At 64.3% G+C, this 15,514-nt stretch carries 21 protein-coding genes; 9 read left to right on the top strand and 12 right to left on the bottom strand.

What is annotated here, in order from left to right:
* Positions 1-178 precede the first annotated feature (178 nt).
* On the top strand, positions 179-544 hold the full coding sequence (locus M9890_12860) for a monovalent cation/H(+) antiporter subunit G (protein MCO5177840.1): 366 nt from the start codon (positions 179-181) through the stop codon (positions 542-544).
* An 8-nt stretch (positions 545-552) separates the two neighbouring features.
* On the opposite strand, the gene M9890_12855 is transcribed toward M9890_12860, so the two are convergent.
* The 3 genes from M9890_12855 to M9890_12845 form a co-directional block, all read right to left on the bottom strand.
* On the bottom strand, positions 553-1,209 hold the full coding sequence (locus tag M9890_12855; GenBank protein ID MCO5177839.1) for an LLM class flavin-dependent oxidoreductase: 657 nt from the start codon (positions 1,207-1,209) through the stop codon (positions 553-555).
* 14 nt (positions 1,210-1,223) lie between these two features.
* Entirely contained in the window at positions 1,224-1,373 is a 150-nt protein-coding gene (locus M9890_12850; protein MCO5177838.1) for a hypothetical protein, read from the bottom strand.
* 77 nt (positions 1,374-1,450) lie between these two features.
* On the bottom strand, positions 1,451-1,627 hold the full coding sequence (locus M9890_12845) for a hypothetical protein (protein ID MCO5177837.1): 177 nt from the start codon (positions 1,625-1,627) through the stop codon (positions 1,451-1,453).
* Between the two features lie 135 nt (positions 1,628-1,762).
* Here M9890_12845 and M9890_12840 point away from each other — a divergent pair, with 135 nt between their 5' ends.
* Positions 1,763-2,212 carry a ferritin-like domain-containing protein gene (locus tag M9890_12840; protein ID MCO5177836.1) on the top strand — a complete coding sequence of 150 codons (450 nt, stop codon included), beginning with the start codon at positions 1,763-1,765 and terminating at the stop codon, positions 2,210-2,212.
* Positions 2,213-2,278: 66 nt separating this feature from the next.
* Here M9890_12840 and M9890_12835 read toward each other — a convergent pair whose 3' ends face one another.
* The 3 genes from M9890_12835 to M9890_12825 all read right to left on the bottom strand — a co-directional run bounded on the left by M9890_12835 (position 2,279) and on the right by M9890_12825 (position 4,329).
* Positions 2,279-2,740: a hypothetical protein gene (locus M9890_12835; GenBank protein MCO5177835.1), complete on the bottom strand. Its 462-nt coding sequence runs from the start codon at positions 2,738-2,740 to the stop codon at positions 2,279-2,281.
* Positions 2,741-3,140: 400 nt separating this feature from the next.
* Complete coding sequence (locus tag M9890_12830) at positions 3,141-3,659, bottom strand: VOC family protein (GenBank protein MCO5177834.1); 519 nt, start codon at positions 3,657-3,659, stop codon at positions 3,141-3,143.
* Between the two features lie 121 nt (positions 3,660-3,780).
* Positions 3,781-4,329 carry a YceI family protein gene (locus tag M9890_12825; protein ID MCO5177833.1) on the bottom strand — a complete coding sequence of 183 codons (549 nt, stop codon included), beginning with the start codon at positions 4,327-4,329 and terminating at the stop codon, positions 3,781-3,783.
* 145 nt (positions 4,330-4,474) lie between these two features.
* Here M9890_12825 and M9890_12820 point away from each other — a divergent pair, with 145 nt between their 5' ends.
* Positions 4,475-4,948: a helix-turn-helix transcriptional regulator gene (locus tag M9890_12820; protein ID MCO5177832.1), complete on the top strand. Its 474-nt coding sequence runs from the start codon at positions 4,475-4,477 to the stop codon at positions 4,946-4,948.
* On the opposite strand, the gene M9890_12815 is transcribed toward M9890_12820, so the two are convergent.
* Complete coding sequence (locus M9890_12815) at positions 4,945-5,586, bottom strand: NAD(P)H-dependent oxidoreductase (GenBank protein ID MCO5177831.1); 642 nt, start codon at positions 5,584-5,586, stop codon at positions 4,945-4,947. The two genes, M9890_12820 and M9890_12815, sit on opposite strands and share 4 nt — an antisense overlap.
* On the bottom strand, positions 5,580-6,140 hold the full coding sequence (locus M9890_12810) for a MarR family winged helix-turn-helix transcriptional regulator (protein ID MCO5177830.1): 561 nt from the start codon (positions 6,138-6,140) through the stop codon (positions 5,580-5,582). Before M9890_12810 ends, M9890_12815 begins: the two co-directional genes overlap by 7 nt.
* A gap of 87 nt (positions 6,141-6,227) precedes the next feature.
* Here M9890_12810 and M9890_12805 point away from each other — a divergent pair, with 87 nt between their 5' ends.
* Together M9890_12805 and M9890_12800 are read left to right on the top strand one after the other, a co-directional pair.
* On the top strand, positions 6,228-8,519 hold the full coding sequence (locus tag M9890_12805) for an LLM class flavin-dependent oxidoreductase (protein ID MCO5177829.1): 2,292 nt from the start codon (positions 6,228-6,230) through the stop codon (positions 8,517-8,519).
* A 23-nt stretch (positions 8,520-8,542) separates the two neighbouring features.
* Positions 8,543-9,493, top strand: coding sequence for an LLM class flavin-dependent oxidoreductase (locus tag M9890_12800; protein ID MCO5177828.1), 951 nt, complete (start codon positions 8,543-8,545; stop codon positions 9,491-9,493).
* Here M9890_12800 and M9890_12795 read toward each other — a convergent pair.
* From M9890_12795 to crcB, 4 genes are read right to left on the bottom strand one after another with little or no spacing between them, the layout of a single operon-like run.
* Complete coding sequence (locus tag M9890_12795; GenBank protein ID MCO5177827.1) at positions 9,460-9,870, bottom strand: helix-turn-helix domain-containing protein; 411 nt, start codon at positions 9,868-9,870, stop codon at positions 9,460-9,462. The two genes, M9890_12800 and M9890_12795, sit on opposite strands and share 34 nt — an antisense overlap.
* Positions 9,867-10,367, bottom strand: a complete 501-nt coding sequence (locus M9890_12790; GenBank protein MCO5177826.1) for an inorganic diphosphatase — start codon at positions 10,365-10,367, stop codon at positions 9,867-9,869. Before M9890_12790 ends, M9890_12795 begins: the two co-directional genes overlap by 4 nt.
* A 7-nt stretch (positions 10,368-10,374) precedes the next feature.
* Positions 10,375-10,758: a DUF190 domain-containing protein gene (locus tag M9890_12785; protein ID MCO5177825.1), complete on the bottom strand. Its 384-nt coding sequence runs from the start codon at positions 10,756-10,758 to the stop codon at positions 10,375-10,377.
* On the bottom strand, positions 10,758-11,126 hold the full coding sequence (gene crcB, locus M9890_12780) for a fluoride efflux transporter CrcB (protein ID MCO5177824.1): 369 nt from the start codon (positions 11,124-11,126) through the stop codon (positions 10,758-10,760). Before crcB ends, M9890_12785 begins: the two co-directional genes overlap by 1 nt.
* 652 nt (positions 11,127-11,778) lie before the next feature.
* Here crcB and M9890_12775 point away from each other — a divergent pair.
* The 4 genes from M9890_12775 to M9890_12760 all read left to right on the top strand — a co-directional run.
* The gene (locus M9890_12775) at positions 11,779-12,465 is read left to right on the top strand and encodes a metalloregulator ArsR/SmtB family transcription factor (GenBank protein ID MCO5177823.1); all 687 of its coding nucleotides are present in this window, start codon (positions 11,779-11,781) and stop codon (positions 12,463-12,465) included.
* A gap of 87 nt (positions 12,466-12,552) precedes the next feature.
* Positions 12,553-12,795 (top strand): hypothetical protein, encoded by a 243-nt coding sequence (locus M9890_12770; GenBank protein ID MCO5177822.1) that lies wholly within the window; start codon positions 12,553-12,555, stop codon positions 12,793-12,795.
* A gap of 181 nt (positions 12,796-12,976) precedes the next feature.
* Positions 12,977-14,614 (top strand): thiamine pyrophosphate-binding protein, encoded by a 1,638-nt coding sequence (locus M9890_12765; GenBank protein MCO5177821.1) that lies wholly within the window; start codon positions 12,977-12,979, stop codon positions 14,612-14,614.
* A 77-nt stretch (positions 14,615-14,691) separates the two neighbouring features.
* On the top strand, positions 14,692-15,514 hold an 823-nt coding region (locus M9890_12760), incomplete at its 3' end, for a DinB family protein (protein MCO5177820.1).

Raw genomic sequence — 15,514 nt, 5'->3', positions numbered from 1 at the left:
TGATGCTCCGGATTCTGGCGCTGGAGTTCGTCACGACGCTGCTCATCGCGCTCTTCGCGATCTTCGCCGGTGGGCGCAATTCGTCGAATTATCTGGATGCCGCGCTGATGCTGGCGCTGCTGGCGTTCGTCGGGACGCTGGCGGCCGCACGCTTCGCATCCGATCGGCGGATCTATTGATGGCTGAGCTACTGCCCTGGATTGCTGACGTCCTCGTTATCCTCGGGCTGGTCGTGCTGACCATTTCGATCGGCGGCGTGCTGCGCATGCCCGATCTGTTCCGCAGCTTGCATGCGGCGAGTATCGCCACCGCGTTCGGCGTCGGACCGCTGCTGATCGCCGCCGGAATGCAGAATGGCACGATCCTGCTGCGTGGCTTGCTCGTGCTCGGCTTCATGCTGCTGACATCACCAGTGTCGGCCCACGCCATCGCGCGGTCATACTGGCGCACCGAGAGCTATGGTGCTGCATCCTCGACTGCCGCAACAGCGGCAGCTCAGAAGCAGGAGGCTGCGCCGCAGGTGGATGAACCGGAGCGCGCCTGAAGCGTCGCTCAGGTTTCCGCGCGCAGGCGTGGCAGCACGTCGGTGGCGACTCGCTCAAGAACATCGAGCTGTGATGCTCGTGGCTGGTCGATGATGAGTTCGTTGATCCCGACGGCGCGATAGTCCTCGGCGACTTGCTCGAAGGCATCGACTGATGCCCACGGATCGGCCGACATCACCGCCGCCCAACCGTAGAGCGAGCGGATGATCTCATCCGGGTCGCGACCGATTGCGGCGCAATGCTCATCGAGGATCGCGTTACGCTCCCTCAGCTCGGCGACGGACCCGCTGGAGTTCCAGCGATCAGCGTACTCAGCGCAAATGCGCAGCATGCGGGTTTGCTTGGCCCCGATCGTCAGCGGCGGGCGCGGTCGCTGGACGGGCAGAGGGATGCTTGGGGCATCGTCGATCTGGTAGTAGGTCCCGTCGAACGTTGTCGTCTCGTAACGCAGCATGCTGTCCAGCACCTGCACCGCCTCGCGGAACTGCGCGACGCGCTGCCCGGCGTTGGGGAACTCCAGCCCGAACCGGTCATGCTCCGGCTGGTACCAACCAGCACCAATGCCAACCTCCAGTCGACCGTTGGATACGTGGTCGATCGTGATCGCCTCTTTCGCCAGTACTGACGGGTGGCGGAAGGTGTTGCTCCAGACAAGGACACCGATGCGCGCCCGCGAAGTTACGGCAGCCAGCGCTGCCAGCAGTGTCGATCCTCGAAGTACAGGCTGGTCGGATTGCTCGGCTGGATGAGATGGTCGCAGAGCCAGAGGCTATCGAAGCCCAGCGCCTCAAGATATTGCCATCGCTCGACCGATTCGTCCAGAGCCATGTTCGCTGGTCAGTGCAGATCCCGATACGCAGTGGCGACGGCATGGCGTGCTCCTGTTCGCGTTGTCGTGCGACGGCCTAATGGAAGTGGTTATGTCCACCACCGACGATGAGATAGAGCGCGAACGAGAGAATGAGAAGTCCAGCGAGGACGTAGATTACCGCTCGCGGGATTTCGTCTTCGTCGCCCTCGTCCCACAACATCTGGTCGTCTGGCTGGTTGGCGTCGGATTGTGGCTGCTCTGGAATTGACATGGGATCGCTCTTCCACCTTGGTTCATGCGTTGATGCCGCAAGCATACTCCAGTATTGGCGGCACTGATCTTGCCTGTATAGAAATGAGAGATGCATGTGATGAAGCATGTTGTGAAGCACGGAGGTATTCGCTGAATGGCGAAGCAGGACAAGATCAACGAGCTGATTGACGGACTGAACAGGGACCTGGCCGGCGAGCTGGCTGCGGTGGTGCAATATACGATCTACGCCGCAGTGGCAAAGGGTGTTCACCGCCCGACGCTCGTCTCGTTCTTCGAAGCGGAGGTGCCGGATGAGCTGGGCCACGCGAAGTTCCTGGCGAACAAGATCGCGGCGCTTGGCGGCGTTCCAACAACCACGCCAAACGAGGTGCCGGTGCCGAACTCCAACCGAGGGCTGCTTGAGGAAGTCCTGAAGGCGGAGACGCAGGCCATTGCGGACTACACCGAGCGTGTCGCTCAGGCGGACGCTGCCGGTGAGGTCGGCCTGAAGGTCCAGCTGGAGGACCAGATTGTCGACGAGACGAACCACCGCGAGGAGACAGCCAAGCTGCTGGAGCAGACATCCACCGGCCACGATCTCTAAGCACAGCTCGGCAGCAAACCAACGGGGCGCGCAATTGCGCGCCCCGTTGTGTGTGTCCGGGTTTGGTTATCCTCGGCGAATGACCGGCGCGACGAGTCCGCTGGCGCGGTTCGCCAGGATCCCGATTGTTGCTGCAACGCACGCCCCGACACCGACGATGCCAACGCGACGCAAACGGCCACTGCGACGCGGCGCGGCAGGCGTGATCGCCGGCAGGTCAGCCGCCCAGGCTGTCGCGCGTCGGACGGTGATGTTGCGGACGAGCGGGATGCGCACATCCAGCTCAACCTCAGACATATTCAGTCCGTGGACGATGTTGCGCGGCTCAACGATCTTCGGCGTAACCTGACGCACGTTGTTGCGGGCTCGTGAGCGTTCGAGCGTTCGCAGGACGTCCGGCGCGAGCTGCAAGGCGAGATGAAGGAGCGCGTTCCCGCGTGGCGACGAGTCAGCGTGTGTCGGCAGCACTACGACCTCCGGTCGTTCGGCACGCCCGGAGCCAAGTGGAGCTACACCTCGTTGCTGCATCGTCATGCGTCCTCTCATTGTGCGTCCGCTGCCGGTCGCATCATGTCGGCGTCTGGTTCCCTATCTTACTCGGTCGCCGGGTGTGTATGTGACTTGCGGGCACATACGTACGCAAATGCAGGGGCGTATCGCATACGCACGGCTGGTGTGGCCGGCACGACGCGAGTCGGCAGTTGCCGGGTGGTTGTGGATTGGCGCGTATCTGATACGCACCTACATTTGTGTTCGGCACCCTGCAACGTCGTCGCGAAAGCAGGAGTAGTCGACCGTAGTGATTCTGTCAGGCGGACGAACTGGGTCATGTCTCTACGGAGGGATCGACGGCCGACTACTCAGCACGACAAAGCGCCCCGGTCCGCAATGGAACGGGGCGCTCATCACACTCGTTGGGGCTTGGAAGCTAGGACGTCGCCGTAGCTGCCTCGGGTTCCAGCTCGGCCAGCAGGCCGGCGAAGTCGAGCGCGTCGGTGGTCATGGCGATCTCGCCATTCTCGTTGCGTGGCCACTCGGCCGGGTCGCGATCGACGTAGAGCTCCAGTCCGTTGCCGTCCGGGTCCTCCAGATAGATCGCCTCACTGACGCCGTGGTCGGCTGCACCGGAGATCGGGTAGTGGTTCCTCAGCAGGCTGGAGAGCGCGCGGGCCAGCTCACGGCGATTCGGGTAGAGAATGGCTGCGTGATACAGCCCGGTCGTACCACGGGCGGGACGTTCGCCGTTGCGGCTTTCCCACGTGTTGAGCCCGATGTGGTGGTGGTAGCCACCGGCTGAGAGAAACGCGGCCTGCCGTCCGTAGCGCTGCATGACTTCGAAGCCGAGCACACCACGATAGAACTGGATGGCGCGGTCAAGGTCGGCGACTTTGAGGTGCACATGGCCGATGCGCGTCTCAGGGTGAATGGTCGTGTTCGAGGTCGACATGGTCGTGGTTCTTTCGTTCGGTGGCACCCGCCGAGGCGATGGGCGCTGGATGTGTACTGTCGAGCGCTCGAGCGGCTTCGTTGCCGGATTCGACGCGCTCGACCCGAGAGTGTGCCCGGTCTTACTGGACTGCGGCGATGTTCAGATCAACCTTGACCTTGTCGGCGACAACGACGCCGCCGCCCTCGATCGCGCCGTTCCAGTTGACGCCGAAGTCCTTGCGATTGATCGAGGTCGACGCTGAGAACGCAGCCCGGCGCTTGCCGAAGGCGTCCTTTTCCATGATGCCGTCAAGAACAGCGTCCAGGGTGACTGGCTTGGTCACGTCGCGAATGGTGAGGTCGCCGTGGATCTTGAACTCGTCGTCACCCTTCGGCTCGATGCTGGTGCTCTTGAAGGTGATGTAGCGGAAGTCTTCGGCGTTGAAGAAGTCGTTCGTCCGCAGGTGGTTGTCGCGCATCTCGTTGTGGGTTGTGATCGTGCTGGTGTCGATACGCGCATCGACGCTGGCGCTGGCTAGATTGGCCGGGTCGAGCTCAACGGTGCCCTCAACCGCGCCGAACTGGCCCTTCACCGTCGAGATCATCATGTGCTTGACACTGAACTCAACTGTCGAGTGAGCGGTGTCGATGTTCCACGTCGTCGTGGTCTGGGTTGGCGAAACACTCATCCTGGCAGGTCCCTTTCCTCTGCCGCGGTGCGGAAGCGACCACTCGCTCGTTACCGCGTTATCTTTCGTAAGTAACGATAACAAGGTTACTTGCTATTGTCAAGTGTGCCACCTTCGCGTACAATGAGGGCAGAACGGAGGCAGCATGGGCTGCAACGCACATTCCTTACCCACAGCATTTTGCCCGCGATTCCATCATGCCGTCGAGCTTATTGGGCGGCGTTGGACCGGGGCGATCCTGCGCGCCCTGCTCTCAGGCGCAACCCGCTATACCGATGTCACGGCGGCGATTCCCGGCTTGAGCGACCGGCTGCTCTCTGAGCGCTTGCGTGAGCTTGAGGCCGAAGGGATCGTGATTCGGACGGTCATTCCGGAGATGCCGGTGCGGATCGAATACCACCTGACCGAGAAGGGGCAGAACTTGCTCCCGGTGCTGGAGGCGGTATCCACCTGGGCCGAAGCGTGGGTTGACGATCTCGAGGCTGATGCTCAGTGCACACCGGCAATGGTCGAGCAGGGAGTAGCCGGAAACGCACACGTACGCAGATGCTTTGCACAACGACAGCGCGCCGTGGTGAACTACCTCGGCGCGCTGTTATGTTCTGCGATGATTGGCTAACGAGAAGCGAGTTGCGCCTGCGCCTCGCGGAGTCGCTGCCCACCTGGAGCCAACGCGCCCTCGGCCCGCGCGCGCTGGAGCAGATTACCCCACCAGGCGAGGTCGTCGAGCATGACACCCAGGCTGAGATCAGCCACCGGATCGGCGGGGCTGATGCCGTCGAACGCGCTGCGGACGCGCGGGATGAGCACGGTGTTGCGCAGCGGCACCATCTCGGCCTCGATGGCGATATGCGCCAGATGCTCGATTGCGCGGACGGCGGCTGCGATCCCGCCACTGTAGCCCACGAATGCCGCCGGCTTGTTGCGGAACCCGAAGCTGGCGTAGACGCTGTCGATCGCATTCTTCAATGCGCCAGGGATGCTGTGGTTGTACTCCGGTGTGATGAAGAGGTAGGCGTCCCCTTCCTTTATGCGCGCATTCCAGTTGCGCACCACCGGCTCGGAGTAGGTCGGGTCGCTCGGATCGCCGATCGTCTGCGGTGTTTCCGCAAACATCGGCAGCGGCCAGTCGCGCAGGTCGAGCACGTCGACATCGAAGTCGGCGTGGCGCGACGCGCGGTCTACGACCCACGGCGTCACGAGATCGGCAGCGCGGCCATCGCGTGTACTGCCGACGATGATTTGCAGATTCAGCATGGAAGACACCCCTCTTCGATACCCCCATCGCCTGGCCGGGAGGTTTCGTCTCGCGCTGCAGTACGCGCGGCGCGGCACTCGGGATCCGCGTCGGCGGCGCGCTCGAGCGCATCGGCCAGCAAGCTTGTTGCCTCGGCAAGCCCGTCGAGCACCTCGTCTGGCAGTACGTTAAGGATGAGTCGCTCGATCGAAGCCTCGCGGACCATGCGGGCATGCAGCGCCGCATCACGTCCGTCAGTTGTCAGGACAACGATCTGACTGCGGGCATCCTCGGTGCAGGCGCGGCGGTCCAGCAGGCCGCGCGCGATCATCCGCGCGATCTGGTGCGACAGCCGACTCTTCTCCCATTGCAGGATCCAGCGCAGCTCGAGCGCCCGGACGCAACCGTCGGGTCGGTCGGCCACGGCGTCGAGAATCTGATAGTCAGCCTCGGATAGACCTGTTTCGCGGTTGAGCTCGCGGGCCAGGTGGCTCATCAGATGCTGGTGGATCGTGCTGTACTCCAGCCAGACCGCCATCGCTGCGTCCGGCGTGGTGCTGATCGTCTTGCTCATGTCGCACATGCTACTTGCTAGAGGTTGACATGTCAACCTGTTGAAGACTACAGTTGATGTGTCAACTGAATGTTGGAGAGGAACGACATGGCGCGGTACGGACACGATCTTCAATTCGGGGTATTTCTGACCCCATCCAGCGATGCACCACAGCAGGTGGTCGATCTGGCTGTCCTAGCCGAGCGTGTCGGGCTCGACCTGGTCACGATTCAGGATCACCCCTATCTGCCGACCCACCTGGATACCTGGACGTTGCTGAGCTGGATCGCCGGACGCACCGAGCGCATCCACCTCGCGCCGAACGTGCTGAACATTCCCCTGCGCCAACCTGCCGTCGCGGCGCGTGCGGCCGCCAGTCTCGATCTCCTGTCGCACGGGCGGCTGGAGCTTGGCCTGGGAGCTGGTGCTTACTGGACGGCGATTGCGGCGCTCGGCGTGCCGCGCCTGTCGCCGGGCGAATCGATCGACGCGATGCAGGAAGCGTTGGCGGTTGTGCGCGCGATGCTGGATACCAACGCTGATCGTCGCGCACGCGTTGACGGCATCTACCACCGACTGGACGGCGCTCAGGCTGGCCCGACTCCGGCGCATGAGATCCCGATCCTGCTCGGTGCGGCAAAGCCTCGCATGCTGCGCCTGCTCGGCGCGGAGGCCGATGGCTGGATCGCCACGCAGCGCTTCCTGCCGCCAGACGGGCTTGCCACCGGCAACGCGATCATCGACGCAGCAGCGCGTGAGGCTGGCCGCGACCCACGTGAGATCCGCCGCATCCTCAATATCGACGGGCGATTCGCTGAAGAGCGCGAAGCGTTCCTCGATGGGCCGCCCGAGCAGTGGGTCGATGACCTGTTGCCGCTGGCGCTGAACGACGGCGTTAGCACGTTCATCCTGATGACTGACGACGCGCTGGCGATCAAGCGCTTTGCCGGCGAGGTCGCACCTGCCATGCGCGAGGCGTTCTATCGGATCGACCCGCAAGCGCAACACCCGCTGCGACAGCGCCGCGCGTCCGTGCGTGCTCGTCGCCGCGACGGCATCGCCTACGACGTAATCCCGGCCAGCCTGGCTGAGCGTGCGGTCGAGCCGGGCGATGTTGGCTACGCCGAGTTGCGCTCGAACTATCTGCGCGGCGGCTCGCCGGGGTTGATTCTGCGGCCGCAGAACCGCGATGAGGTCGTCGAAGCGCTGGCCTTCGCGCGGCAACATCCCGACTTGCCGCTTGGTATCCGTAGCGGCGGCCACGGCATCAGCGGACGCTCGACGAACGACGGTGGCATCGTCATCGACCTCGGCGCATTGAATTCCATCGAGGTGATCGACTCGGCCACCCGGCTGGTGCGGATCGGACCCGGCGCGCGCTGGATGGATGTTGCCGAGGCGATCGCTCCGTATGGCTGGGCGATCAGTTCCGGCGACTACGGCGGCGTCGGCGTTGGCGGCCTGGCGACAGCGGGCGGCATCGGCTGGCTGGCTCGCGAGCACGGCCTGACGATCGACCACGTCCGCGCCGTCGAGATGGTGCTGGCCGATGGCAGCGTCGTGCGCGCCGACGAGCGGGAGAACGCGGATCTGTTCTGGGCTGCGCGCGGTGCCGGTGCGAATTTCGGGATCGTGACTTCATTCGAGATTGAAGCGGACGTCGTCGGCAACATCGGCTGGGCGCAACTGCTGATGGACGCCAGCGACACGGCGACGTTCCTGCAGCAGTGGGGCGCGCTCGTCGAGGCCGCCCCGCGTGATCTGACCAGCTTCCTGATCGTCAGCCCACCGCGCAACAACCAGCCGGCCATTGCCTGGGTGCTAGCGGTCGTCGATTCGTCCGACCCGGCGGTCATCGTCGATCGCATCCAGCCGCTGGCGACGATCGCGCCGCTGTATGACCATCAGATCGCGATCACGACCTACGCCGGCATCATGGCCAACGCTGCGCAGGGCTACCACAGTGGACGCGGTGAGCCGGCTGCGCGCTCCGGCCTGGTCCACCACATCACGCCCGAGCTGGCCGCCGGTGCCGCCGAGATGATCAACAACCGCAGTACCTATTACTTCCAGATCCGCTCGGTCGGTGGCGCGGTCGCCGATGTCCCGGACAATGCGACCGCATACGCGCACCGCGACGCCAACTTCCACCTCACGGCGTTCGGCACGAGCCATCAACGGCTCGGCCCGCTCTGGGACGCGCTGCAAGACCAGATGAACGGCATCTATCTCAGCTTCGACACCGACCCGCGACCGGAGCGGATCGCCGATGCGTTCCCACCGGCGACGCTGGAACGGCTGCGCGAGCTCAAGCGGCGCTACGACCCGAACAACGTGTTCCGCGACAACTTCAACATCCAGCCGGCCCCGCAGCCGGTGCTAGTCGAATCGACCGACTGATGCAGCAGGAAGCTTCTCATCACATGACTGACTATGGTCACGATCTTCTCTTCGGTACGTTCATCACCCCGACCGCGACGCCGCCCGCGCATGCCGTCGATCTGGCGATCGCCAGCGAGCAGGCCGGTCTGGATCTGGTGACGTTCCAGGACCACCCATATCAGGCGGCGTTTCACGAAACGTGGACGCTGCTGTCCTACGTCGCTTCGCGCACCGAGCGCATCCGGCTAGCCGGCAACGTGCTCAACCTGCCGTTGCGCAACCCGGTCGTGCTGGCCCGCAGCATCGCCAGCCTCGACCTGCTGAGTGGTGGTCGGGTCGATCTGGGCATCGGTACCGGTGCGTTCTGGGATGCGATTGCCGCGATGGGTGCCCCGCGTCGGACTCCCGGCGAATCGATCACCGCGCTGCGAGAGGCGATCACAATCGCCCGCGAGGTCTGGGACACGAGCAAGACCGGCGGCATCTGGCTGGATGGTGAGATCTATCAGATTCAGGGCGCCAAGCGTGGTCCGGCGCCGGCGCACGACGTGGATATCTGGGTCGGTGCCTACAAGCCGCGGATGCTGGCGCTCGTCGGTCAGCTCGCCGACGGCTGGCTGCCGTCGCTCGCCTACCTGCCGGGCGGGACGCGCGACCTAGCGCAGATGAACGCACGCATCGACAAGGCAGCCGAGGCGGCAGGTCGCGATCCACGCTCCGTTCGTCGCATGCTGAACATCAACGGGCAGTTCTCGTCAACCAGTCGTGGCTTCCTGAACGGGCCGCCCAGCGAATGGGCCGAGCAGATCGCCGACACGGCCATCGACTACGGCATCAGCACATTCATCGTCGCCGCCGATGATGCGCAGACGATCGAGCTATATGCCACCGAAGTCGTGCCGCAGGCGCGAGCCATTGTCGCCGACCGGCGAGCGTTGCGCGCCGAGATCCTGGCCGCTCAGGCGTCGCCGTCCGGCGGCCTGTCGCGGTAACGCAGGAAGTCGGCAAAACCGGCCAACTCGCGGCGCTGCGCATCAGTCAGGTCGGCGGCGTTCTCCATCAGCGCGGCGAGCGAAGCGTCGCGCATCGAGGTCGGGTGGTCGCGGAGCAGCGCGTCGATGATGAGCGACAGCATGGCCGGCAGGGTCAGGTCGCAGGCTGCCGCGACCGATGCCAGCGTGCCGATGCTGGGGACCGTCTCATTGCGCTCGACCGCATAGAGCGACGTGTGTGCGATACCGACGCGCTCGGCAAACTCGCGCAGCGACCAGCCATGGTCGCTGCGCAACTGACGGAATACCGCCCCGGCCGCCGCCTTGAAGCGCGCCTCAGCGAGGTCGCCGACCGCTTCGCCGCGCCGCGCGCTCATCCCTGCTGCGCCGTCCAGGCTGCGCGAGAGCGCTCGATCATCTCCCACGCCTCATCGACCTCGTGCCAGCCCAACACCTCGGTGTCCTTCGGCTCCAGCAGCTTGTAGGTCGCGAAGAACGCCTCGATCTCAAGAAGCGTGTGCGGGGCGAGATCGCGCAGGGTGTGGACGTGGTCGAAGCGTGGGTCACCGGTCGGTACGGCCAGCACCTTGAAGTCGCTGCCCTTCTCGTCCGCCATGTCCAGCCCGCCAACCGGCCTCGACTCGACCAGACAGCCGGGGAACGTCGGCTCGTGGACGACGACCAGAATGTCGAGGTGGTCGCCATCCGGAGCCAGCGTGTGCTCGATGTAGCCGTAGTCGGTCGGGTAATGGACAGATGAATACAGCACGCGATCGAGCCGGAAGCGACCGACGGACTCATCGAACTCGTACTTGTTCCGGCTCCCCTTCGGGATTTCAATGAAGGCGTCAACGACGCGCGCGTCGGTTCCCATCTGTCCCTCAATCACTTCGTGGCTTGTCCCCATCGCGATGTCGATACATCACGACCGTGACATCGCTGATCGTCACCAGTCCTTCGGACACCATCTCGTCCAGGATCGGCAGGATCCGCTCGATGCGCTCGGCGCTGTCAACGATATCAACGACGACCGGCAGATCCTCCGAGAGCCGCAGCACCCGCGCCGTGTGGATGCGGGAGTGCGCGCCGAATCCCTCAATCCCCCGCACGACCGTCGCCCCGGCCAGTCCCTCCCGATGGGCCATCTCGACGATTTCCTGAAAGAGGGGCCGACCGTGCCAGGTGTCCGATTCACCAATGTAGATGCGTAGACGCTTGCCAGCTTCCTGCATCGCGCTCATCACCGCCTTCACGTCCGCGGCCATCAGATCAACCGTCCAACGACAATGCCGAGATAGACGGCGACCAGCCCGACGACGAGTGAACCGGCGCCGTTCAGGAATGCGCGTGCGTATTCACCGGTCTGAACCAGCTGCATCGTCTCCCAGGTCCAGGTCGAGAACGTTGTGTAGCCACCGAAATAGCCGGTCGCGACCAGTCGGCGCATATCTGGTGAGACGATGAACCGATCCTGCGTCAATGTCAGAAAGAGGCCCAGGAGAAACGCGCCAGTAATGTTGACGACAAAGATTGCGAACGGACCCGGCCCCGCCACGGTGTTGATCCAGCCGGAGAGCAGATAGCGGCTGATCGCACCTGCGCCGCCACCAACGCCAACAAGGATGATTCCCATTCGTCAGCTCAACTCCATCGCTCAGCAGCGCGCCGTCGTGCCACGCTGGGCGACGCGGTGGGCTACATCGGACAGGAGTCATCGGCACTACTGCGGTTCGAGCGACGGAGGGCGCTCCGGTGGACCCCACCACCTGCGCGATTGTACCCGACCTGCATTCACGATCCGCATTCAGTGGTCTGTCAGCGCCAAAGTGTCGAATCGTCAGGCGCGACAGCGCCCCATGTTCTCTTTCATTTCGAGGCCGCAGCGAGAAATCTCTCCTGCGTCGGACTGCATCGAACGGGTGGGAGATCCTTCGCTGCGGCTCAGGATGACAGAGGAAGGGGTCGGCTGCTAATCAGACAATATGGCGTTGACAACCCATTGAGTGAGCTGTCAACGCCATTTTGTCTGATCTTTCAAGGCGACAGCCACCACCTTGTCCTGTCATCTTGAGGTCGCAACCGAAAGATCTCCCCCGCGCAGATGGATTGCGAACGGGTGGGAGATCTCTCGCTGAGGCCTCGAAATGACAGATTGCGGGCGTGGCTGCCCCGCCTACGTATGTGCCACCTTGGCGTTGACAGCTCATTCAGCTTGACAGCGTCAGCGATTGCGCTAACATATCCGTATTGAGAGATATGTTGTTGCAGGAAGTCAGCAGATCACAATGGAACAGCTCCTGCCGCTCATCCGCAGCCTCGCCGACGAGAGTCGTCTGCGCATTCTCGACCTGCTGCTGGATGGCGACGCGACCGTCAGCGAGCTGTCGGCGCGGCTGAATCTGCCGCAGCCGCGCGTGTCAACGCATCTGACTATCCTGCGCGAGGAGGGCATCGTGACCATCGAACAAGTCGGCCGCCAACGCACCTACCGCGTCGATGCCGAGCGCATCCGCCCGGTCGTTGACGCACTGCAGAGCGCCCAGCAAGCAGAGCGCGCGACACCACCGCGCAGCGCCCAGGCCGAACGGCTCGTCCGCAACGACGTGCCGATCCGCCAGGCGCGCACCTGCTACGACCATCTGGCCGGCGTCGTCGGCGTTCAGCTCATGGACGGCATGCTCGCCCGCGACTGGCTCGTCGCTGACAGCGACGACGGCAAGCGCCTGCACTATCGCCTCACTGATTCCGGACGCCATGCGCTTATCGCCCGCGGCGTCGATGTCGTCGGTGCCGAAGCATCTCGTCGCCTGCACGCCTTCGGCTGCACCGACTGGACAGAACGCCGCCATCACCTCGGCGGCGCACTCGGCGCAGCCGTCCTCAGCGCCCTTGTCGATGCTGGCGTCGCCACCCGCACCCCCGGCACCCGCGTCGTCGCCATCACCGGCTCCCTGTCTGAGTGGCTGGCGTAGCAGCGGCCGGGGGTGAGGGCCGCCACGCCTCCCACATGGCAAGATTACCCACGCACTGACGCAGCGGTCAGCGGAGTTGGGGAGGGCATGAGCACGAGCGCACCGGACGAGCAGCCAACCGACGCACCTCAGGATGGGGCCGAGCAGCCCGACGAGCAGCACCCCATGGAGAGTGACGACTACCTCGTTCCGGGTCCTACGGCTGAGTCCAACGCTGGTCTGGCACGGTGGGGCATCACCTGGCTGGTGTTCTCGATCCTGCTGATGCTGGTCATGCTCGGCATCACTGTCGTCTGCTACTTCATCGGCACCTGGCTCAACCTCGGCTGACGGACCGGTCCGCCCAGCAGAATTTCTGACAATCCCGCTCAAAAATAGGTGAGTTGCGCAGTTTGTCGGATATCCGCAATGCGTGAAATGACATACAATACGCGATGGCCGTTTCAAAACACATCGAACCGGCAGGGTACGGATCGCGCGTGCCGCGTCCGGAGGTAGAGAAGGAGCCAGGGTGGCACAACTGACCGGGGGACAGGCGATGGTCCAGTCCCTGAAGAAACATGGCGTCGATACGATGTTCGTCCTGCCGGGTGTCCAGCTCGACAACATCTTCGACGCGCTGTACGACGAGCAGGACAGCATCGCGCTGTACCACACGCGCCACGAGCAGGCGACGTCGTACATGGCTGATGGCTACGCGCGGACGACCGGCAAGCCGGGTGTCTGCCTGGTCGTTCCGGGCCCGGGTCTGCTGAATGCGACCGCCGGCCTCTCGACCGCGTATGCGACGAACTCGCCCGTCCTCAGCATTTCCGGCCAGATTCAGTCCGACCTGATCGGATTTGGCCGCGGCGTGCTGCACGAGATCCCGAACCAGCTGGAGATGATGGCGTCGGTCACCAAGTGGGCCGCGCGCGCCAACAATCCGGAAGACGCCCCGGCGCTTGTCCGCGAGGCGTTCCAGCGCATGCTCTCCGGCCGCCCGCGCCCGGTCCATCTGGAGATGGCCCCGGACATCATGGGCAAGCTGGCTGAGGTGAGCCTGCTCGATCCGGCCGATGTGCCGGTCGAGAGCGGCGATCCGGACAAACTCGAAGCCGCCGCCAAGGCGCTCGGTGAGTCCAAGAAGCCGGTCATCTTCGTCGGCGGCGGTGTCATGGACGCCACCGAGGAGCTGCTGGCGCTGGCTGAGATGATCCAGGCACCAGTCGTTATGTCCTCGAATGGCCGTGGTGCTGTGTCCTCGCGCCACTATCTGGGCCAGAACTCGCTCGTTGGTCGTGAGCTGTGGAAGGACGCCGACGTCATCTTCGCTGTCGGCACGCGCCTGTCGCAGCCGCTGGCGCAATGGGGCACCGATCCGGACTGGACGCTGATCCAGATGGACGCGGACCAGGAGGAGATCGGCCGCAACCACGAGCCGACGATCGGCATCCTCGCCAACGCCAAGGCGGGCCTCGCCGAGCTGGTCGAGCGCACCGGCAAGTACAACAGCAAGCGCGAGTCTCGCGAGGAAGAGCTGACCGCGCTGGCTGGTCGCGTCGACGACCTGCTGCACGAGATCCAGCCGCAGGCCGCCTTCGCCGACGCTGTCCGCGCCGAGCTGCCGGACGACGGCATCCTCGTCGCCGAGAGCACGCAGGTTGGCTACTGGTCGAGCAACGGCTTCCCGGTTTACGAGCCGCGTTCATACCTCACCTCAGGCTATCAGGGCACGCTCGGCTACGGCTTTGCCACGGCGCTCGGTGCGCAGGTTGGCAACCCGAACAAGCGCGTCATCTCGATCAACGGCGACGGTGGCTTCATGTACAACGTCCAGGAGCTCTCGACCGCCGTGCTGCACAAGATCCCGCTGACGACGATCGTCTTCAATGACAACGCCTTCGGCAACGTCAAGCGCATCCAGCAGGAGAACTATCGCGGTCGCACGATCGCTAGCGACCTGCTGAACCCGGACTTCGTCAAGCTAGCCGAGTCCTTCGGCATGCTCGGTCTGCGCACCGAGACGCCGGCGGGTCTGCAGGACGCGATCAAGGAAGCGTTCAAGCACGACGGCCCGGCGCTGATCGAAGTGCCGGTCGGCCCGATGCCGAACCCGGGTCGCCTCACCGGTTGGGGCGCGCCGCCGAAGAAGCATCGAAAGGACTGAGCGCTCAGCCCGCAGAGTGCAACGCACCCCGCAGCCCCTCAGCAATGAGGGGCTGCTTCATCACCAACGGAGGGCACATGTCCGAACTCCGCGAACTCCTCGCCCAGCATCGCAATCACCGCCGAGAGGTGTACGCCACGTTGCAGGATGTCCCCGCCGAACGCATGAGCGCCGAGACGACCTGGGGCGGTGGCCCGGTCGATGTGCGCTTCATGTTCCTGCGCTTCGCCGACCATGAAGAAGAACATGAACTCTCGGTTCAGACGCGGCTGATCGAAGCGGGCTTCCAGCAGACCACTGCCCAGCGCATCCTCGCCCGTGCCGAGATAACGCGCGGCGATCTGCTCGGCGCACTAGTTGGCCTGACCGACGCCGACCTCGATCTGACGCCGCCGGGCGAATGGCCATTGCGCCGGACGCTCGCCCACGTCCTCACCGTCGAGCGTTCGTATCGCGTCCAGACCCTCTATTCGATTGAATGCTTCAACGCCGGGCGGGAGTTTGACTTCCCGCCGGAAGAGATGCGGCCGCCGTCGATGGAAACGCAACTCGACGGCACCCTGTCCGACTTCATCGCGCGGCTCGACGTTGCACGCGATGAAGCGCTCGCCGCGCTCTCCGACATCCCCGACGACCTGTTGTCAGTGCCGACGATCTGGTTCCAGCGCCCGACCGATGTGCGCATGCGCCTGATGCGCTTCGCCCATCACGAGCGCGAGCACACCGCGCACATCCTCAAGTGGCGCGAGCAGGTGGGCCGACCGCCGACCGAAGCGCAGCGTTTGCTCGCCCTCGCCTGGCGCGCCCGGGGCATGTTGGAAGGCCACCTTGTCGGCGCTCCCGGCAGCGTCCTCGACGCAGCCCCCGAAGGCGAATGGCCGATCCGCCGCGTCCTCACCC

This window comes from Thermomicrobiales bacterium (assembly GCA_023954495.1).
Taxonomy (GTDB): Bacteria; Chloroflexota; Chloroflexia; order Thermomicrobiales; family CFX8; genus JAMLIA01.
The sequence above is the reverse complement of the archived record's forward strand: the minus strand, read 5'-3'. Positions and strand labels throughout refer to the sequence as shown.

What these genes read in the sequence shown, in the direction of transcription:
- M9890_12845 (MCO5177837.1), bottom strand. Translation starts at nt 1,627, where the DNA reads ATGTCAATTCCAGAGCAGCCACAATCCGACGCCAACCAGCCAGACGAC.
- M9890_12840 (MCO5177836.1), top strand. Translation starts at nt 1,763, where the DNA reads ATGGCGAAGCAGGACAAGATCAACGAGCTGATTGACGGACTGAACAGG.
- M9890_12785 (MCO5177825.1), bottom strand. Translation starts at nt 10,758, where the DNA reads ATGGCCGCGGACGTGAAGGCGGTGATGAGCGCGATGCAGGAAGCTGGC.
- M9890_12825 (MCO5177833.1), bottom strand. Translation starts at nt 4,329, where the DNA reads ATGAGTGTTTCGCCAACCCAGACCACGACGACGTGGAACATCGACACC.
- M9890_12795 (MCO5177827.1), bottom strand. Translation starts at nt 9,870, where the DNA reads ATGAGCGCGCGGCGCGGCGAAGCGGTCGGCGACCTCGCTGAGGCGCGC.
- M9890_12805 (MCO5177829.1), top strand. Translation starts at nt 6,228, where the DNA reads ATGGCGCGGTACGGACACGATCTTCAATTCGGGGTATTTCTGACCCCA.
- M9890_12835 (MCO5177835.1), bottom strand. Translation starts at nt 2,740, where the DNA reads ATGCAGCAACGAGGTGTAGCTCCACTTGGCTCCGGGCGTGCCGAACGA.
- M9890_12815 (MCO5177831.1), bottom strand. Translation starts at nt 5,586, where the DNA reads ATGCTGAATCTGCAAATCATCGTCGGCAGTACACGCGATGGCCGCGCT.
- M9890_12830 (MCO5177834.1), bottom strand. Translation starts at nt 3,659, where the DNA reads ATGTCGACCTCGAACACGACCATTCACCCTGAGACGCGCATCGGCCAT.
- M9890_12790 (MCO5177826.1), bottom strand. Translation starts at nt 10,367, where the DNA reads ATGGGAACCGACGCGCGCGTCGTTGACGCCTTCATTGAAATCCCGAAG.
- M9890_12800 (MCO5177828.1), top strand. Translation starts at nt 8,543, where the DNA reads ATGACTGACTATGGTCACGATCTTCTCTTCGGTACGTTCATCACCCCG.
- M9890_12770 (MCO5177822.1), top strand. Translation starts at nt 12,553, where the DNA reads ATGAGCACGAGCGCACCGGACGAGCAGCCAACCGACGCACCTCAGGAT.
- M9890_12775 (MCO5177823.1), top strand. Translation starts at nt 11,779, where the DNA reads ATGGAACAGCTCCTGCCGCTCATCCGCAGCCTCGCCGACGAGAGTCGT.
- crcB (MCO5177824.1), bottom strand. Translation starts at nt 11,126, where the DNA reads ATGGGAATCATCCTTGTTGGCGTTGGTGGCGGCGCAGGTGCGATCAGC.
- M9890_12850 (MCO5177838.1), bottom strand. Translation starts at nt 1,373, where the DNA reads ATGGCTCTGGACGAATCGGTCGAGCGATGGCAATATCTTGAGGCGCTG.
- M9890_12820 (MCO5177832.1), top strand. Translation starts at nt 4,475, where the DNA reads ATGGGCTGCAACGCACATTCCTTACCCACAGCATTTTGCCCGCGATTC.
- M9890_12860 (MCO5177840.1), top strand. Translation starts at nt 179, where the DNA reads ATGGCTGAGCTACTGCCCTGGATTGCTGACGTCCTCGTTATCCTCGGG.
- M9890_12810 (MCO5177830.1), bottom strand. Translation starts at nt 6,140, where the DNA reads ATGAGCAAGACGATCAGCACCACGCCGGACGCAGCGATGGCGGTCTGG.